Raw genomic sequence first — 18,151 nt, forward strand, 5'->3', positions numbered from 1 at the left:
ACCCACCAACAACGTAGGACCGACTGACCACCCCACCGACACCCAGGACCGGTCCACCCAGCCAGTCCTCTGCGGCGGTGGCTCGTGAGATCCACACGAGTGTGCCTCGTCCGTTCTGCACCGATCCCGAACCACTCGCCCATCACCCGATCGGTGACCGCTCTGAAAGAGCTCACTGGGCGGACAGGTTGCATGCCGGGGCCGAGACCGGCGAACTCAAGCAGGGGCTGGACCCTGAGGCCATCGCCCGCGATTGCGCGGCGCTCGACGCCGGGCTGCGGCTCCAGTGGCTGGCCGGCGGGCTTTCCTTCGACCTGACCGCGGTGATGCGCTGTCACCTGAACCACCTGATGTGCACCATCACGGCCGACGGCAAGGGGCTGCAACCCCCTGGACGCCGGGGCCGGCCAACTCCCGGCGTACGGCCGGGGTCGCGTGCGTCAGGGCGCCTGCACCAGGGGTGGTTCCCCCATGGGCGTGGTCAGCACCTCACGCAGCGCACTTACGGCGGCGATGCCGATGCGTTCGGCGAGGACGTCTTCGATGACGGCGAGGGTGGCCTGGGCGCGTCGGTGAACACGGACGCCTTCGGCAGTGGCGTGGATCAGGCGGCTGCGGGCGGAGGCAGGGTCGGGGATCTGTTCCAGCAGCCCCATCGTGATGAGGCCGTGCACGGCCTGGTGGGCGGTCTGCCGTGTGACGCCGATCCGGCGGGCGAGCTCGGAGACCGTGGTGCCCTCGTCGTCGAGGGTGGCGAAGACGGCGGCCTGGGCCACGGTCACCGGCTGTTCGCCAGCGGCCCGCATGCTGGCCAGCAACGCGTCGTCGAACCAGCGCTTGGCCTCGACGAGCAGCTGGGGCAGGTTCCGTGCGGGGGTGGTCATGACTCCTCGGGGGACGGGGGTTCGAGCATAGCAACAGCACGGCAATGTCCCCGATCGGGCGGGCAGGCGCACGGCGCCGGAGGGTTGCCATCACCCTAATGTCAGGTAGCCTGACATCAATCACCGTATCGTGCCGGAGGTTTTCCATGACCATGGAGTTCGCCCGTCGTTACCGCTCGCACTCGCACATACCCGCCGAGCCCGGCAAGCCCTACTTCGTCGAGAAGGGCATGGGCGACCGCGCCCACCTGTTCACCGACTTGGTCACCGTCTACGCCGGTGGCGAGCAGACCGAGAACGCCTTCAACTTCTTCACCGTCGAGGGCCCCAAGGGCGAGATCATCCCGGCCCACCTCCACTCCGACACCTACGAGGTCTTCTACATCACCGACGGCGCGGTACGGCTGTTCGCGGAAGACCTGGAGGGCGAGCAGTACGAGAAGCTGCTCACCACCGGTGACTTCGGCTTCGTACCGAAGAACTGCCCGCACGCGTACCGCATCGAGCGCCACCACAGCCGGGTCGTCGGCGTGGCCGCAGGACCGGGCGGCACCTTCGAGCGGTTCTTCGAGAACCTCGGCACCCCCACCGAGGAACTCGGCCTGCCGCGGGAGCCGTACGTGCCCGAGCCGCACAAGTTCGGCACCGTACCGCAGCAGTACGACGTGCGGTTCCTGCCCGACCACCAGTGGCGCACCGAGAGCTGACCTCGGCGGCGTACGTGCACATGCTGCTGACCGGGGCGCTGGCCGGCGTCCTGTACACGGTGCTTTGGGTGAAGGCCCCGCTCCCCTGCCGTGGCGCTGTTCGGCCTGCTCGGCATGGTCGTCGGGCAGACCGTCCTGAGGTCGCTGTGACCGCCCTGCGCCGGTCGCGCCCGGTAGTTTTCGCGGGCCGGGCCACGGTCTTCTTCACCGCGGGTTTGGTGATGGGCGCCGTCTGCTGGGCTCTGGGCCTTACCGCGCCCGCACCGACCCTGCTCGGCCTGACCGGGCTGCTGGGCGTCGGCCTCGGCGAGCGCGCGGCCACGGCGCTTGGTGGCCGACTGACCCGCCGCCGGACGCGCCCGAAGCCCTGCGGCCCGCCTGCCCCAAGAAGGCGGCTCCCCAACGCGCCTCCGTTCTCTCCCGCCGTCATTGAGGCACAAGCGCAGGCCCGCGCGCTCGCCGACGGCCCCCCTGACGGTCCCTCAAACCCACACCACTCGCAAACCACCTGGCCGGAAAGAGGAATCCATGCCGATGACGCCCGACCTCGCCGCGTTCCTCGCTCCGCCCGCGCCAGCGCAGTTGCCGCTGCCGCCCGCCGCACATCCCGCCTCAGGCGTACGGCTGCTGCGCGGCGCCGTCTACGCCCGCCCGCAGGGGGTGCGGCCCCTCGAACTCGATCTGTGGCTGCCCGACGAGTCGCAGGGCCCGCTGCCGGTCATCGTCTACATCCACGGCGGCGGCTGGCGTGCGGGCACACGTACGGACATGGGACCGTGCTTCCGCCACTGGCGTCCGGACCCGTTCGCCCGCATCGCGCGGGCCGGGTTCGCCGTCGCCAGCCTCGACTACCGGCTCAGCGGCGAAGCCATCTACCCGGCCCAATTGGAGGACGTCACCGAAGCCCTGGCCTGGCTGAACGCCCGAGCCGATGAACTCGGCCTGGACACCGGCCGGACCGTGTGCTGGGGCGAATCCGCCGGCGCCCACCTCGCCGCCCTGCTCGCCCTCACCGCACCGGTCAGCGGCTGCATCGCCTGGTACGGGCCCACCGACCTGACCACCCTGCCCCGCCAGTCCCGCCCCGGCTCCTACGACTCCGCCGATCCCACCACCCGCGAGGCCCTGCTGATCGGAGCGCCGATCGCCGATGCGCCCGACCGCGCCCGCGCGGCCAGCCCGGTCGCCCACGTCACCGCCGACGCGCCGCCGTTCCTCATCCTCCACGGCACCGACGACGCCGCGATCCCCCTCGCCCAAGGCGAGCAGCTCGCTGCCGCTTTGCGTGAGGCGGGCGCCCATGTCGACTTCCGTCCCGTCCCGGGAGCGGACCACGGGTGGGCCGGCCTGCCGGATGGGGACGTCGAGCAGTGCTTCGCCACTTCGGTGGACTTCGCCCGCACCTGCACTGCGACCCCGCACTGACCGGCACACTCGTAGCCACCGGCCGCGACGCCCTCATACAAGAGGCAGAGGGCGTCGTGGCGGACGCGGCAGCAATGAACTGACGCCGGGGCAACCGGCGTTCTCGCCACGGTTCGCCCGAGCGTCGCAGTGCCGACGCCCGGGGCGAACCGGTGGTTCCTTCGCTCGCGTTCGTACCCACGCAGTGACCTGCGTCTGCTCACCGACCCCTGTACGCCGAAGCTGACGGCCTTCGGATGCTGTCGGAGGCCGGCGGGTTCGCGTGAGACTGCGTACGCCTTGCAGCCTGGCCGCAAAAAGTGACGCTCCGCCAAGTACCTGTCCGTCGCCGCACCCGAGGCCCGTGCGCTCCGCATCTGGCCTTGGACGAGGATGCGATCGACATCGACATCGACATCGACATCGACATCGACATCGACATCGACATCGACATCGACATCGACATCGACGTCACCGACACCAGTCCCGTTCGGCCCCAGAGCCGCCCGCCGCACACCAACGGAGCTGGCGGATGTGGCTGGCTGCTCGTCAACTACCTCGCCGAGCACACCGCCGTCCGCCCCACCACCCGTCGTGGTGCCCGAGTCGGGCGAATTGCAGATCCTTGAGTTGACGTGCTGCGGTGTCGCACCGGTTGGTCGAAGTCCTGCTCAGCCACTCACCGTTCCCGGAACGATGGACGGTGTGACGGGCGGCGGGCGTGCTGGGGTGATCGGGTGATGCCGCCGAGCAGGCAGACACCCTGTGTAGCGATCCGATACGGTGAGTTACATGAGTCTTGCAGGGGCAGCGTCGTATTCGGGGACGGGTGTCGTAGCCCGGATGGTCGGTCTGGGGTCTTGGTTGCCGCCCCGCCGGGTGGCCAACGCCGAACTCTGCGCGAGCCTGGACACCTCCGATGAGTGGATCAGGACGCGGATCGGTATCGCGTCACGGCATGCGGCGGACCCGGGAACGGCTACCAGCGACATGGCGGTGGAGGCGGGGCTGAGGGCGATGAAGTCGGCGGGGGTGGAACACGTCGACGCCGTGGTGCTGGCCACTTCGACTCCCGACCACCCGGTGCCCGGTACCGCGCCGGCGGTGGCCCACCGGCTCGGGCTGCGCCAGGTCCCCGCGTTCGATGTCGCCGCGGGCTGCTCCGGCTTCGTCTACGCGACCACCGTGGCGGCGGGCCTGATCCAAGCGGGCACGTGCCGGACCGTTTTGGTGGTGGGGGCCGAGGCGATGTCCTCGGCGGTTGATCCGACCGATCGGTCCACAGCACCGATCTTCGGCGACGGGGCAGGCGCGGTTGTCCTCGCGGTCGGCCGTGCAGGCGAGTCCGGGGCGCTGGGGCCGGTCGCCTGGGGCAGTGACGGCGAGCATTTCGACGCGATCTACATTCCCGCGGGGGGCTCCAGGCGGCCCGTGACCGGGCCTGCAGCGGCCCACTCCGAGCGCTGCGTACGCATGCGGGGCCAGGAGACGTTCCGCCACGCGGTAGGCCGCATGAGCCAGGTGGCGCGAGAGGCCGCCGCCGCGGCCGGATGGACCATGCAGGACGTCGACCGGCTGGTCGTCCACCAAGCCAACGCGCTCATCGGCAAATCGGTGGCCGACACCCTGGGCATTCCACTGGCCCGCGTGCCATCCAACATTGCGCGCGTCGGCAACACATCAGCGGCGTCCATCCCCCTGCTGCTGGCGCATTCCACGGATGAGGGAGACCTCGCAGCCGGTCACCGGGTCCTGGTGGCAGCATTCGGCGCGGGTTTCACCTGGGCGGCCACCACCTTGGTGTGGCCTGAAGACATGGAGGCCATCTCATGAGCGAGCTCTCGACCACAACGGACAGGCACGACACCCCGGTCGTGATCGACTTTCCGTTCATCAAAGACATCCTGGTCCACAGCGCCGCCCTACCCCCGGGCCCTATCACTCCGGACGCCTCCCAAGCACAAGCGGGCATCGACTCGATGGCACTGACAGTGCTGTCCATGACGCTGGAAGACAGGCTGGGCCTGTTCATCCCGGAGAGTGCACTCGCCCGGACCTCCACTGTCGCCGCCCTGGTCGACCTGGTGGCCAAACAGGCCGCCACCCGATCCAGCTGACAGCATCCGCCGCATCCCCATCCCGACCCGGAGGTGTTGTCTCCCCATGGCAACGGACGAGAAAATCCTGAGCCTGACATGGCAGGGCGTGCCCTACCTCTGCCGCACCGTGGCACCGCAGCAGACCCCGACGACCGAGCCTGTCCTCGTGCTGGGCTGGGCCATGCAGGACGTCCGCGGCTGGCCGCGCCTGGAGCGTCGCGTCACCGAGCACACCACCATGATCATCCCGCAGCTGCCCTGCCTCGATGACGCACCGGACTCCACCGACCACGGCTTCGACACCTTCGTCGAAGGCGTCCGCCACACTCTCGACCAACTTGGCCTACCATGCGTCAACCTCCTGGGCGTCTCCTACGGCGCGCCCATCGCCTACCGTGTGGCCCGCGCCCACCCCGGCCGTATCGCCCGCCTCCTCCTGGCGGGCGCCACTCCCAGCCTGGGGCCCGCCATGGCCTCCCTGGTACGGGACCTGGCGACCCGGCCCGGCCCCACCGGCGACCTTGCCCTGGACCGGGCGGCCGACGACATGTGCGCGCGACGCATGGCCGACGTACTGGTGAACACCGACCGAGCCGACCAAGTCCCCATGGCTCCGGCCGTCAGGCGCATGCTCCACCGCTACTTCGTCGAACAAGCCGGTGCAGCCAGCCGCTACATCGCCTACCACCGGCCGCTGCTCGACCAGGACCTGTACCCGCCCGGCGGCCTCCACGGCCTCCCCGCGCTCGTGTTCACCGGCGAGCACGACAATGTCAGCACACCCGATCAAAACCGCGCCGTCGCGGCCACCATCAGCGGCTCAACATGCCTGATGATCAAAAACGCAGACCACATGGCCCATCTCGAACGTGAAGCCGAATACGCCGACCTGGTAATCCGCTTCATTCACGACCTCCCGCTGAACGGCCTGAGCTACTGCACTCCGCCCCTCGCCTACGCTGAGGCCACCGTGCCGGCCTGAGTGTTTGGGTCCGTCACCGCGCGGTGACGGACCCACTCGACACAGGGTCCAGCGAGAACCGCTCTGTTCCGGGGCGAACCTCGCCCGTATCGTCTGAAGAAAGGACGAGGCAGCTCCGAGAAGACCGTTTTCTGGGGCATCTTGCCGTGCTCCCGGATGGGGAGTATCAGCCCGCGCGCGACAACCCGCCTCCGTGAACCGCCTTAGCCGGGCTGGTCTTGGGACTGCCGCCGCAAATAGTCCTGCCCATCGCGGTCCATCCGCCCCGAGGGTAGATGCGCTGCGCCAGTTCGGCGTGAGCGCGTCAAAGATGTCGTCAGCGGCCCTTAGCCACCGTCCGGAAGCAGGCCAGGCCCAAGGGGGCCAGGAACGTGAGCATGAGTCCGCTGATCCAGTACGCCCAGTTCATGAGGTGTCTCCCCGGCTTGTGCCACCGCCCCGCAGCGGGGCGTACGGACAGCGGCCTGGACAAGAACGAGCAGTACCCCCGGGGCCGGCGTTCTGGCATGGCAACACCGGATGTGAGTCCCGTCGGCCGGCAGTCCACCGAGCCGCATCAGCGTGGACTCCACGACCGCCCGCGCCCACCAGGACGCCGCCGGGATGCTCGTCGACAAGGAGCTCCTGGAGGCGCTGGAGGAAGCCGCCGCCGAGCAGGAACGGGCCCGGCAAAAAGGGGCGGCAAAGCGGAACAGAACGGGCACGACACCGCAGACGGGTCGGAGCGGGAAGAGCGCCGACGGGTCCGCCGCCGCCGCGGGCTCCGCCTGAAGGAAGCCCTGCTCGGCAGGTCCCGCGGCGGGCTGACCAGCAAGATTCACCTCGCCGCGGACCGGAAGCGTCGGCCGCTGTCGTTCGTCTTGACCGCCGGGCAGGCCGCGGACAGCCCGCAGTTCATCGCCGTGCTGAAGAAAATCCGCGTCCGCCTGCCGGTCGGCCGGCCCCGCACGCGGCCGGGCGCGGTCGCAGCGGACAAGGCGTACTCGTCGCGCGCCAACCGCGCCTACCTGCGCAAACGCCATATCAAGGCGGTCATCCCGGAGAAGAAGGACCAGGCTGCCAACCGCAAGAAGAAAGGCGGCCGAGGCGGCCGACCCGTCACCCACGACGCCGATGCGCGGCATCGCCACGCGCTTCGACAAGACGCCCGAGAGCTACCTCGCCGGCCTCGAATTCCGTGCCTCGATGATCAGGCTCGAAGACCTGCTGCAGGCAGCCGATTGATCACGACATCACACAGGCCCTCGCGCCGCACCGTACTGGCGGGCGCAGGCAGCCGGAGGTGTTGCATTCCGAGACCGTCGATGTGATGCGTATCACTGCCTGAGTGCTTCGGATCGGGCATGCCCGATCATGATCGGATGGACGCTCGTTTCCTTGGCATCACTGAGCTGGTCGAAGCCCCGTCCGTGGCGGTCGTAGTCGACGTCATGCGCGCTTTCACGGTGGCTGCCTGGGCCTTTGGCCAGGGGGCGGAAAAGATCGTTCTTGCTGAGTCGCTGGACGGAGCCCTGGCGCTCAAGGCTCGCCACCCGGGTTGGGTGGCGCTCAAAGACGGTCCGCCCGCGCCCGGGTTCGACACCGTCAACTCGCCGGGCCTGCTGCGGTCTATTGACCTTGGCGGACGGACCGTTGTGCAGAAAACCTCGGCAGGGACGGTCGGCGCCCTTGCGGTCAGGGAGGCGCAGCTGGTGCTCTGCGCCGGCTTCGTGGTGGCGGAGGCAACGGCTCGGCTCTTGCGGACACGCAAGTGTGACAGTGTCACGTTCGTGGTCACTGGTGAGGATGGGCACGCCGATGAAGACCTGGCGTGCGCTCAATACATCGCTCGGAGGTCCACCGAGGCTGGGACGGACGCAGCTGAGTTCCTCCGCCGCGCTGGCGAGTCGCGCGCCGCCGCCGAGCTGGCGGAGGGCGTGCGTCAAGGAGTCCATCCCGATGACGTCGCACTCTGTCTTGAGCTCGACCGGTTCCCCTTTGCCATGGTGGCGACCTTGGAAGACTCGCTCATGGTCCTCCGCCCGTGCGCCGTGCCTTCGCTGACCGACGAGGCTTCGCTCTGATTCCTGATGAGGTCCCACTCTCTCGCCATGCGACAGTCAGCATCCGGTCGGGTATGAGGCATCAGCTGCATGTCCCGATGACGGTGGTTCGGGTTGGCGATAGGCGGCTGACCCGAGTGGTGCCGGCGGCGGTTTCGCGGAGTCGAATGACCTCCTCGTGCTGGGCGGCGAACCGGGCCAGGGCCTAGCCGGGCCGGTGACAGGGGTGGTGGGTGGCCTGCGGGCAGCGGGCGCAGTCACACATCCGATCAGGGGCCGATCGGCCGTCCGGGTGCTGCCGGTTTGAGGCAGAGCGCCCGGGATGGGCCGGTGAACCAGCAGTAGTTCTCCGGGCCGAGGTGAAGGACCTGGCGCGTTTGGTCAGCAGGTTGAGCATGTCGCGGTCGCTGCGCTGTGTCCTGGGCGCCGTTTCTGCTCCCGGATCGAGCTTCTCGTCGATGATGGTGAAGAACTCGGCGAGGCTTCGGGCTCCGGGGCCGACGGGGAGGATGCCCTGCCGGTAGTTTCGGAACTCCGTCAGGACCAGATCGAGGTTGCGGTCACTCTCGTACTTGTTGACCTCTGTCCGGGCGAGATAATGGTGGAGTCGGGTATCGGAACTGTCCGAATGCCTGCTGCATCGGGGCTCCCGGGACGGCCGGTTCGCGGCGTAGACGGCCCAGTCGTCGGCTGTGCCTTCTGAGGAACCGGGAAACGCACGCGACCGCTGTTGGCAGGTGATGCGAGACTCGGCCCGATGAAGCCCAATGATCCTAAAGACGACCTGCACCGCTACCTCAAGGCGGCCCGCGAAGCCATCATCTGGAAGCTGGACGGATTGTCCGAGTACGACGTCCGCCGCCCCCTGACGCCGACTGGCACCAACCTCCTCGGCCTCGTCAAGCACCTCGCCAGCGTCGAGCTCGGGTACTTCGGCCCGACCTTCGGCCGCCCGCACAACGAATCCCTCCCCTGGCACGAGGAGGACTCCGAGCCCAACTCGGACATGTGGGCACCCGCCGACGAGTCGCGCGAGGACATCCTCGGCCTCTACCACCGCGCCTGGGCGCACGCGGACGCGACGATCGAGGCGCTGCCGCTCGATGCGATGGGCCACGTCGCGTGGTGGGGCGACAAGGGCGACGTGACGCTTCAGCGGATCATGCTGCATATGACGGCCGAGACGAACCGTCACGCCGGCCACGCCGACATCGTCCGCGAGCTGATCGACGGCAAGGTCGGCATGCGGGAGACCAACAGCAACATGGATGGCGGCGACGAGGCCTGGTACCAGGAGTACTGGAACAGGTTGGAGGCGTCCGCCAAGGAGGCCCAGGCCAAGCCGAGCTGAACGGAGTTCGTTCGGGGAGGCGGATGCTTGCCTTGGTAGCTCGCATTGTTGCCTGCCTCCCCACGCCATCGCATGTGGGTGTCGTCCGTTCTGCACATTGATGACGCGAGGAGCTGTGTCATGGGGGTGCAGTCCCCGTCTGTTGTCGATCGGAGCGGCGTACGACGTCGGCAGCGCAGGCGGCCCAGTCTCCGGCGGACGCTTGGCAGCTCGGGGCGGGTGACGACGGCCCAGGCCAGGCCGAGTGGAACGGCGGCAACCGACCCGCAGGTCCATCAACTCGCTCGCCCGCAGTCCTGAGGCGGTGGCCAGCGCGATCCTGGCTGCAGTGCGGACGATGCCGACCAAGGCGACGGCTTGGAGGCGGTTCAGGGGCGGGATACAAGGCAGCACGGACGAGGTGTTCGCCATGGTGATCTCGGCGGCGTGCCGGGCGAAGACCTCCTTCACCCCGACCGACGCGAGCGCATCTTCCAGCGGACCGGGCAGGTGTCCATGCAAGAGCTCCGGAACTGGGTAACTCCCGCATGGCGGCCCAGGACACCCGTGGCCACCGCCAAGAGCGGGTCATCGGCGGACCAGCCGTCGGCAGGTCGGTCGGCGATGTGACGGTCGGCGAGCATCGGCAAAGCTGTGCACGTTCGCGTGTACTGGCTTAGACCTCGGTGAACTCGGTCACCGGAACCGCGTTGACCGGCCACCACCAGCTCCAAAGACGTCCCCGGACGCCCAGGGGCGCCGGGCTGGGCTGGGCTCTCGGACCGTCTGCAGCGGAACGCCTGCGGGTTCTCCCGCCGCGTCTATCACGCGCACCAACTCCGCTACTCCTTGACACGCCGGCACAACTGCGCGTCCGGCACGGCAGTCCACTCGGCCATTACGGCCATGGCCGCCTTGTGCTCCTTCTCCTGTCGCCTCTGGTCCCGTACGGCTGCCTCCTCGTCGTAGGGGTACGAAGTCAGGGGCCGAACCGTACCGGCCCTCGCAACGGCCTCGACGAGGACGGTTGAGCCTCGCGGGACCGTAGCGTGTCACCGCCCTGGCCGCCTACGCTGCCCCACGCGTGATCGCAGAAGTCGTTGTCTTACCGACCGGGGGCCTTCCCGGTCCGTGGAGCAGGGGGGCCGATGGCGGCGAGTCCAAGGAAACTGCAAAAGATCGCGGACCGCGAGAGCCGGATGGCGATCCGGTACCTGCAACGCGGCTACCCCGACCGGGCCTTGGCGAGCAGCAGTAAGGCGCTGGAGGCGGTGCAGCAGTTGCGGGAAGCTGAACCGGGGGATGTCGACCACACGCTGGCTCTGGCATCGGTGCTCTACAACCATGCGGCATTCCTTGCGGCGTCCGGTACTCCCGCTGAAGGGGTCCGGGCGGCACGTACCTCATTGGCCTTGTATGAGTCGCTGCTGCCGGACAGCTCTGCGGAAGGGGTTGCGGCGCTGGTCCACCACTCCACCCGGCAGGCGGTGCTGCGCCCACAGTGGCCGACGCCTCTGGAGGTGGCCATGTGGGCGGCGGATGTGAAGGCGCGGTTGTGTCCCTTGCTGGCTGAGGCCGAGGGCCCGAGCGCGTGGGGGGAGATCAACCGGCTGGGCAGGGAGGCCCTGGCCCTCTACGAGCAGGTCGTCCGCGTTCTTCCGGAGCAGGCGGAGGGGCTGGAGCGGGTGGAAGAGCAGTACCGCCGGGCGCTGGACTTCCTCGGCGAGCCCGCCTGACCCGGGTGGCATTGGCGGGTGCTTCGCCCCGGTCGGACCCGTTCCCAGGCCGCTTCGAGGAGGCGGCCGTCCAACTCCGGGCCGACTGGTATCAGGGTCTGCCCCATATCGTCGTCCTGGAGCGCGGCCGAAATCTTCCGAGCAGCAGTGCTGTCGGATTTCGGGCTCTGGCTCACCTTTTGGATGCTGTTGGTGATCTAGCGACCTGGCGGTTGGGTAGGCCGCTGGAGCGCGCGAGGCTTTCCAGGCCGACAGAGACCGAACCTGCCGCCGCTGGTTCGCATCCCGCACTTGCATCGCCAAGGTGAGGGCCACCTTGGACTGGATCGAGACAGCCGTCGAAACCGGCAAGGTCATCATGGTCGACGAGCTGGCGCGCCTGCTGCGAGGGCAGTAGTCGTGCCCCGGGCCTCACGGCGCCGGGGTGATGCCGCCTTGCGGTATGCCGACACCGCCCGCATCGTCCTCTTCCAGGCCAGGCCGGCCGGACTCCTCTCCCACCAGCTCGTCCGCGTCAGCGATCCCTCCCCAGCCAGGTGAGATCGGGGCTGGCCGCCCCGGGGGACACGATCGCGGCCGCCGGGAGCTGCTTGTCAAGCGAGGTGCTTCGGGGGGTCGGGGTGTGGGATGAGTGCCGAGAAGTTCTATATTCGTATGAACCATCCATGCGCGGCCGGGCTGCGGTGATCAGGGGGACGACTGCGATGGCCGATAGCGACATCGTTTCGGGTGCCAAGGCGGAGTCCCGGAGCACCCGCAACGCGCGCAGGAAGTCGCGCAACCGCCGCCGCCTGGGCATGGGCATGGCGGTGATCACCGTGGGCGGGGCCGCCGCCACCGCTTACGCCCTTACGCTGGGCGGCTCCTCCGACGCCGCCAGGGGCGACGCGAAGCTAGGGGCCTCGGGCGGCGCGGCTTCCGCCGTGAAGGGGCCGGAGGAGGCCTGGGACGGCAAGGTCAAGGTACTGGGAGACGGCTCCACCTCCTACACCGGGCCGCAGCCGGGACAGCTCAAGCCCGAGAAGCTCAAGCCCGGCGAGAAGCCGCCGCAGTTCGTGGTGTTCTCCTGGGACGGCGCCCTGGAGGGCGACGACCACCTCTTCTCGCACTTCCGTCAGGTGGCCAAGGAGAACAAGGCCCACATGACCTTCTTCCTCACGGGCATGTACCTGCTGCCGGAGAGCAAGAAGATGCTCTACCGGCCGCCGCAGCACTCCCCGGGTTCGGCCGCCATCTCGTACCCGACCGTCCCGCACGTGAAGTCCACCCTGGAGCAGCTGCGCGGCGCCTGGGCCGACGGCGACGAGATCGGTTCGCACTTCAACGGGCACTTCTGCGGGCCCAAGGGCGGCGGGGACTGGAGCGCCGCCGAATGGAAGAGCGAGATCGACCAGACGTACTCGTTCATCAAGAACTGGAAGACCAACACCGGCTTCACCAAGGAAGCGCCCCTGCCCTTCGACCCGGACCGGGAAGTGGTCGGCGGGCGCGCGCCCTGCCTGGAGGGCCAGAAGAACCTCCTGACCGCGATCAAGCCGTACGGCTGGCGCTACGACGCGAGCTCCTCGGGCGACTTCCAGCTGTGGCCGTCCAAGCTGGACGGCATATGGAACTTCCCCCTCCAGCTCGTGCCGCTGCAGGGCAAGGAGGTGCAGGTCCTCTCCATGGACTTCAACTTTCTCTACAACCAGTCGGGCGACAGTACCCAGGGCGACCCGGCGAAGTTCGCGGCGTGGCAGGCGCAGGTCCGGGGCTCGTACATGAACGGCTTCAACCGCGTCTACAACGGCAGCCGGGCACCCATGTTCATCGGCAACCACTTCGAGGACTGGAACGGCGGCATCTACATGAAGGCCGTGGAGGACGTCATGAAGGACGTCTGCCCGCGCCAGGAAGTCCGCTGCGTGTCGTTCAAGGAGCTGTCGGACTGGCTCGACGTCCAGGACCCGAAGGTCCTGGCCCAGCTGCGCACGCTCGACCCGGCGCAGGCACCGGACTGGACCGATCTGATCAAGTAGCCGGCCCGGGCGGCCCGAGGGCGCCGGACCGGCCCGGCGGCACCCGGCCGTTCGGGCCGTCCGGCCTACTTCACGGCTTTGATGTAGTCGGACCACAGGCGTACGGCCCGCTCGCTGCCCGGCGTGCCCGGGGCGTCGCCCCCCAGCCCGGTCAGCGGCAGCGGCACCAGGTCGGTCAGCGACATCCGGTAGACCACCACGGCCGTGGACTCCTGCTTGGTGCTGCCGACGAACCAGCCCGCCGTATTCGCGGCGGTATTTCCGGTTTTGCCCACCGCGCCGGGGTGTGTCTTGCCCACCGTCTTCGCCGACCCCTCGGTCACGGCGTCCTGCAGGGCGTCCGTCACCGCGCGGGCGGTCTTGGCCGTCACGGCCCGGGTTGGCCTCGGCGTGTCGAGCGGCACCGCGCTGCCGTTGCGGGTGACCGAGCGCACCGAGTAGGGGTCGGTGTGCATGCCGTCGGCGGCGAAGGTCTGATAGGCGCCGGCCATCCGGATCGCGCTGGGCGTCGAGTTCTCCCCGAGCGCGAATCCGGGAACCCGCGGCCCAAGGCTCGATGCGAGCAGCCCCGTGCGCTGGGCGAACGACTCCACCCGGTCGAGGCCGACATCGAGGCCGAGCTGGAGCATCGGGGTGTTGACGGAGTTGGCCACGGCCTGGCGCAAGGTCACCTGCCCCCAGTTGCGGCCTCCGTCGTTGCGCCCCTTCACCACCTTGCCGCTGCGGTCCCAGTACGGGCCCTCGGGCGTCTGCACGGTCACCTGGTCATTGCCGTCGTAGGGGGAGGAGGGGGAGACGGGCGTACGGGCCTGGCCGCGCGTGCGCGTCACCCCTTCGTCGAGCGCGGCGGCGTAGACGATCGGCGTGAACGCCGTGCCGACCGGGATCGTAGTCGCGTTCGATTCGTTGAAGCCCTGCTTCAGATAGTCGGGACCCCCGTAGACGGCGAGCAGCCGCCCGTCCGGGGCGACGCTCGCCGCGCCGATCTTCGCGTGCTTGTCGGTGTCCGGACGCCGCTCGGCGTCGAAGTCCTTCTGCGCCCCCTGGACGGCGGCGGTCAGGGCGGTCATGCGGTCCCGGTCGAAGGTCGTGTAGATCTGGTAGCCGCCGAGGTCGAAATCGGACTCCTTGAGGTGGCCGGCCTTGATCGTGTACGTCTTGGCCATCTCGACCAGATAGCCGGTCTGCGCGCCGGGGATGCCGACGAGGGACGTGCTGGAAGGCTCCGGGAACTTCGTGTAGGTGGCGCGCTCGGCGCGCGAAAGCTGGCCGGTCTCGACCATGCGGTCCAGGATCCAGTTCCAGCGGTCGACGGCCCGCTCGTGGTTCTCCTTGCTGAGGGTGGGGTCGAACAGCCCGGCGCCCTTGAGGAGGGAGGCGAGGAAAGCGCCCTCGCTGGCGTTGAGCTGCGAGACGTCCTTGCCGTAGTACGCCTGGGAGGCGCGCTGGATGCCGTACGTGCCGCGCCCGAACCAGCTGGTATTGAGGTAGTCCTGCAGGATCTGCTGCTTGCTCTTCTGGTTGTCCAGCTTGACGGCCAGCAGGAGCTCGGTGAACTTCCGGGACAGGGTGCGGTCCTGGTTCAGATAGGCGTTCTTCACGTACTGCTGCGTGATGGTGGACCCGCCCTGGGTCTCGCCGCCCGTCACCGCGGCGCGCACGGCGCGCAGGACCCCGGAGGGCGAAACTCCGGGATCCGAGTAGAAGCTCGCGTTCTCGGCCGCGAGCACGGCTCCCTGGACCTTGGGGGGCACCTTGTCCAGCGGCATCTCCTGCCGGCTGACCCAGCCCGTCCGGGCCATCGTGGAGCCGTCGGCCCAGTAATAGATATTGTCCTGTTGCTTGGCAAATGAGTTGAGATCATCGGGTATGTCCGTTATCGCGTATGCGATCGTGACGAAGCCCAACATGCCCAGGAACGCGTACAGGCAGGCGCCCAGCCACTGACGCCGCGAGGGTATCCACCGGCGCCAGCCGCTGCGGCCCGGTCTCGGAAATTCGGGGCGCATACGGCGCAGCTGCTTGCGCGCCGCGGCGAGGCCCGTGTGCAGGGCCGGTTCGAGGGCGGCCGCGAGCGCGCCGAGCCGCCCGGCCGTTATTCGGGGCCCGCGGCGCGCCCTGGGCTTCGCCCGGCGGCCCGCCGGGGCCCTGCCGCTGCCCAGCGAAGCCGCCAGCCGGCCCCGCGATTGCCGTCCAGCGGCCGTATCCTGCCTGCCCACTCCGGAATGCCCCCTTGCTGTGCTTCCCGCACACCCTAGATGCATTTGCTGGGAGACCGGTGTGAGGGGGCGGTATCCAGCGGCGAAGCCGGCGGCGGTTTCCGATGATCAAGCGGAGGCGGACGGCCCGGTCTGCGGGGCGACTCCTGGGGGCGGCCGTGGACAAAGCGGAACGCAGTCAAGCAGCCGCGTCGTTGTGCGAAGATTCCGTCCCCCGGTTCATGTGGACCGGGTGACAAGGGGAAACAGAGTGATACCTAAGAGGTTCAGGCCCGCCGCCATTGCGGCCCTGACCGTGGTCGTGGTGTCCGGAAGCATGCTCGCGTACTCCGCGACCGCGGTTCCCGGACCCCGCGAGGCCGATCGTGCCACCGCCGATGCCTTCGCCCGCATAGCCGACGATGTGCTCTCCCAGCGCACGCAGGCACTGGTCGAGGATCACGCGGAGCACCGCAAGTCGGCTCAGACTTCCACGAAGACGCGCTTGTCGGCCAAGCTGAAGAAGGACGAGGACGCCGCGCTGGCGTCGCTGCGGTCCCGCAAGACGCGGCTGGCGGAACTCGGCGAGGCGTACACGGACGCCGACACCCGCGTCGTCGTGGACCGGGCCACGGTCACCGGCGGCAAGGCGGTCGTCCAGGTCACCGAGCAGACCACGCTCACGTACAAGAAGCTCCGGGGGGACGAGCCGGCGACCACGGACATCGGGACGAAATACCAGCTGACGCTCACGAGCAAGCCGGGGGGTGCCTGGGAGCTGAACTCGATCACCTCCCAGGACAAGGGTCCAGTCGCGGTCAACGAGCCCGTGGCCGCCACGGTGAACGTCGTCAAGGACGACGGCAACCAGTACCCGGACGGCACGCCAGCGTCCACCAAGTACCCCGCCACGCCGAAGCCCAAGGCGAAGACCGGCGGCGCGTACGACTACGCGGCCATGGCGAAGTACGCGGAGAAGTACTGGAGCAGCTACAACCCGGCGTACCGCAAGTTCAACGGAGCCGGGGGCGACTGCACCAACTTCATCAGCCAGGCGCTGAAGGCGGGTGGCTGGAAGCCCGTGCCGGGCTCCGCGACGGACTACCGGAACTGGTGGTACGACGGCTCCCGCCAGAGCGACTCCTGGGTCGGCGTGAACGAGTGGGCGTGGTTCACGCTGTCCAACCAGCGGGCCGCCAACCTCGCCAACGTCTACCAGGCGGACGTCGGCGACATCGTGCAGGTGGACTTCAACAAGGACGGGTCCAAGGACCACTCCATGATGGTGACGTACCGCAGCAGCGCAGGGATGCCGTACCTCACCTACCACTCCACCAACACGTACCGGAAGTCGCTCGCGAGCATCATCGCGTCCTACCCGAATGCGACATACTACGCGTACCGTACCTGACGGCGCCTTTCGGCTTCTCCCTGCCGCGAGATCCTCGCGGCAGGGAGAAGCCGGTTCATGCGGCAACGGGGCCCGTCACACGGTCCAGCGCCGCCCGCCTGGCACTGCTGAGCCCCTGGCTGACGCGCCGCCAGCTCAGCGAAGCGGTGGAAGAAACCTGGCGGGGCTGAGCATGCGGTGCCAGCCGGGCGTCGTGGCCACGGAAACACCCGCGGCGTCCCCGTCCGAATTCGGCGCAAGGTCTGGCCGGGGCGCCGACACGTCCGGGCGGGGCTTCGCCACTGGGCCGTCAGCCTACGACCCCTGCATCGGCCTGGCGCTCAGCCTTCTGGACACCTGGTCGACCACGACCGGCGGCGCCCCCGCCGACCTGCGGGCCCATACCGCTCTCCCGCCGGGCACTGGCGCGGCGAGCGGGCGCGACCGATGTCCTGGGCCTGGCCCGCGAGAGCCGCGCGCACCGCAGCCGCCAGCGCCTGATCGCCCAGCACGGCGGCTGCCATGTCACCGACGGTGCCGCCCTCGCCCTGGCCGTCACCGTCCAGACCTGGGCCAAGCGCACGGGCACCCCGGCCCCGGAGATCGCCGAAACCGCCATCGGCTGACCAGCAGCGCGCTGGCGGGCTTCGAACCGCGTTACGCGCTCAGCGCGCTCAGCGCGGTCCAGCTCGCCGCGCAGGTGGGTGACCAGCGTCCGCAGGCGCGGCAGGTCCGGCGGCAGTACGGACAGGGTTCAGCTCCCGTACTGCGCCCGGTGCCCTCCTGAGCGCGCTGATCGACTCCACCGAAGCGGCGGGCGTCTGGGCGATCCAGTCCGGCGTCTTCCCCGAGAACACCGCCAGCCTCGCCCTCCACGAGCGCGCGGGCTTCCCCCTCTTCTCCGACGACGCCGTCGACCTCATCCACAACACCGGCCGCGGCCTGCCCCGCTCCATCAACAACATCGCCTGGCAGTCCCTGATCGCCGCCTTCACCGAGGAGAAGAGCATCGTGGACGAGTCCTCGGCCCGCCCCGCCATCACCGAAACCGTCGCGACAGAATGAAGAGGAAGCCGGCACCATGACCACGAAACCCCGGCGGCCTACGGCCGCCGGGGTCGTTTTCAACCCACAACATCGACAACCACACCGTCGCCGCCATGCACACCTTCAGCGTCGCTCAACAGCTCGGCAACGGAGCCAGCGAGGTGACGGTGTGCCTGTCGTCCTTCGACCAGGGACACGACCACGACCCCGGGGAGCAGGCCGTGCACCAAGCCTTCGAGACGAGCCTCTGGCGACTGGAGCAGCAGGTGAGACTGCGTCGCGACAAGGCCGCCCACCTCCTAATGCTTTTGTCA

General features: G+C 68.9%; 13 protein-coding genes and 5 pseudogenes. 16 read left to right on the plus strand and 2 right to left on the minus strand.

Annotated elements, in window-relative coordinates; translation table 11 throughout:
* Nucleotides 1–440: 440 nt before the first annotated feature.
* Nucleotides 441–884, minus strand: a complete 444-nt coding sequence (locus J7E94_RS33385; RefSeq protein WP_215020575.1) for a MarR family winged helix-turn-helix transcriptional regulator — start codon at nucleotides 882–884, stop codon at nucleotides 441–443.
* A 146-nt stretch (nucleotides 885–1,030) separates the two neighbouring features.
* On the opposite strand from J7E94_RS33385, the gene J7E94_RS33390 reads away from it, so the two are divergent.
* The 13 genes and pseudogenes from J7E94_RS33390 (at nucleotide 1,031) to J7E94_RS33450 (ending at nucleotide 13,202) form a co-directional block, all read left to right on the plus strand.
* A complete protein-coding gene (locus tag J7E94_RS33390; protein WP_215020576.1) occupies nucleotides 1,031–1,591 on the plus strand; it encodes a quercetin 2,3-dioxygenase in 561 nt (186 codons plus the stop codon).
* Between the two features lie 528 nt (nucleotides 1,592–2,119).
* Complete coding sequence (locus J7E94_RS33395) at nucleotides 2,120–3,016, plus strand: alpha/beta hydrolase (RefSeq protein ID WP_251057615.1); 897 nt, start codon at nucleotides 2,120–2,122, stop codon at nucleotides 3,014–3,016.
* A 362-nt stretch (nucleotides 3,017–3,378) separates the two neighbouring features.
* Nucleotides 3,379–3,624 carry a hypothetical protein gene (locus J7E94_RS33400; RefSeq protein WP_215020577.1) on the plus strand — a complete coding sequence of 82 codons (246 nt, stop codon included), beginning with the start codon at nucleotides 3,379–3,381 and terminating at the stop codon, nucleotides 3,622–3,624.
* A 214-nt stretch (nucleotides 3,625–3,838) separates the two neighbouring features.
* Entirely contained in the window at nucleotides 3,839–4,828 is a 990-nt protein-coding gene (locus J7E94_RS33405) for a beta-ketoacyl-ACP synthase III (protein ID WP_308345633.1), read from the plus strand.
* A complete protein-coding gene (locus J7E94_RS33410; protein ID WP_215020579.1) occupies nucleotides 4,825–5,112 on the plus strand; it encodes an acyl carrier protein in 288 nt (95 codons plus the stop codon). Before J7E94_RS33405 ends, J7E94_RS33410 begins: the two co-directional genes overlap by 4 nt.
* Before the next feature lie 46 nt (nucleotides 5,113–5,158).
* The gene (locus J7E94_RS33415) at nucleotides 5,159–6,076 is read left to right on the plus strand and encodes an alpha/beta fold hydrolase (protein ID WP_215020580.1); all 918 of its coding nucleotides are present in this window, start codon (nucleotides 5,159–5,161) and stop codon (nucleotides 6,074–6,076) included.
* 549 nt (nucleotides 6,077–6,625) lie between these two features.
* A pseudogene (locus tag J7E94_RS33420) lies at nucleotides 6,626–7,300 on the plus strand (transposase); the annotation flags it as partial.
* A gap of 137 nt (nucleotides 7,301–7,437) precedes the next feature.
* The gene (locus J7E94_RS33425) at nucleotides 7,438–8,139 is read left to right on the plus strand and encodes a 2-phosphosulfolactate phosphatase (protein ID WP_215020581.1); all 702 of its coding nucleotides are present in this window, start codon (nucleotides 7,438–7,440) and stop codon (nucleotides 8,137–8,139) included.
* A gap of 736 nt (nucleotides 8,140–8,875) precedes the next feature.
* Nucleotides 8,876–9,469, plus strand: a complete 594-nt coding sequence (locus J7E94_RS33430; RefSeq protein ID WP_215020582.1) for a DinB family protein — start codon at nucleotides 8,876–8,878, stop codon at nucleotides 9,467–9,469.
* A gap of 1,127 nt (nucleotides 9,470–10,596) precedes the next feature.
* Nucleotides 10,597–11,184, plus strand: coding sequence for a hypothetical protein (locus J7E94_RS33435; RefSeq protein WP_215020583.1), 588 nt, complete (start codon nucleotides 10,597–10,599; stop codon nucleotides 11,182–11,184).
* Between the two features lie 295 nt (nucleotides 11,185–11,479).
* A pseudogene (locus tag J7E94_RS33440) lies at nucleotides 11,480–11,581 on the plus strand (DUF6192 family protein); the annotation flags it as partial.
* Nucleotides 11,582–11,583: 2 nt separating this feature from the next.
* Nucleotides 11,584–11,768, plus strand: a pseudogene (locus J7E94_RS33445) (RacP protein); the annotation flags it as partial.
* Between the two features lie 120 nt (nucleotides 11,769–11,888).
* Nucleotides 11,889–13,202 (plus strand): hypothetical protein, encoded by a 1,314-nt coding sequence (locus tag J7E94_RS33450; protein ID WP_374224531.1) that lies wholly within the window; start codon nucleotides 11,889–11,891, stop codon nucleotides 13,200–13,202.
* 65 nt (nucleotides 13,203–13,267) lie between these two features.
* Here the strand turns inward: J7E94_RS33450 and J7E94_RS33455 are convergent, their stop codons facing one another.
* The gene (locus J7E94_RS33455) at nucleotides 13,268–15,211 is read right to left on the minus strand and encodes a transglycosylase domain-containing protein (protein WP_215020587.1); all 1,944 of its coding nucleotides are present in this window, start codon (nucleotides 15,209–15,211) and stop codon (nucleotides 13,268–13,270) included.
* A gap of 526 nt (nucleotides 15,212–15,737) precedes the next feature.
* Between J7E94_RS33455 and J7E94_RS33460 the strand changes: the two genes are divergently transcribed.
* The 3 genes and pseudogenes from J7E94_RS33460 to J7E94_RS33465 all read left to right on the plus strand — a co-directional run.
* Nucleotides 15,738–16,811, plus strand: a complete 1,074-nt coding sequence (locus J7E94_RS33460) for an amidase domain-containing protein (RefSeq protein ID WP_251057616.1) — start codon at nucleotides 15,738–15,740, stop codon at nucleotides 16,809–16,811.
* 750 nt (nucleotides 16,812–17,561) lie between these two features.
* A pseudogene (locus J7E94_RS35220) lies at nucleotides 17,562–17,681 on the plus strand (N-acetyltransferase family protein); the annotation flags it as partial.
* Between the two features lie 269 nt (nucleotides 17,682–17,950).
* Nucleotides 17,951–18,151: pseudogene (locus tag J7E94_RS33465) on the plus strand (hypothetical protein); the annotation flags it as partial.

Source organism: Streptomyces sp. ISL-94 (genome assembly GCF_018614075.1).
In the GTDB taxonomy this organism is placed as follows: domain Bacteria; phylum Actinomycetota; class Actinomycetes; order Streptomycetales; family Streptomycetaceae; genus Streptomyces.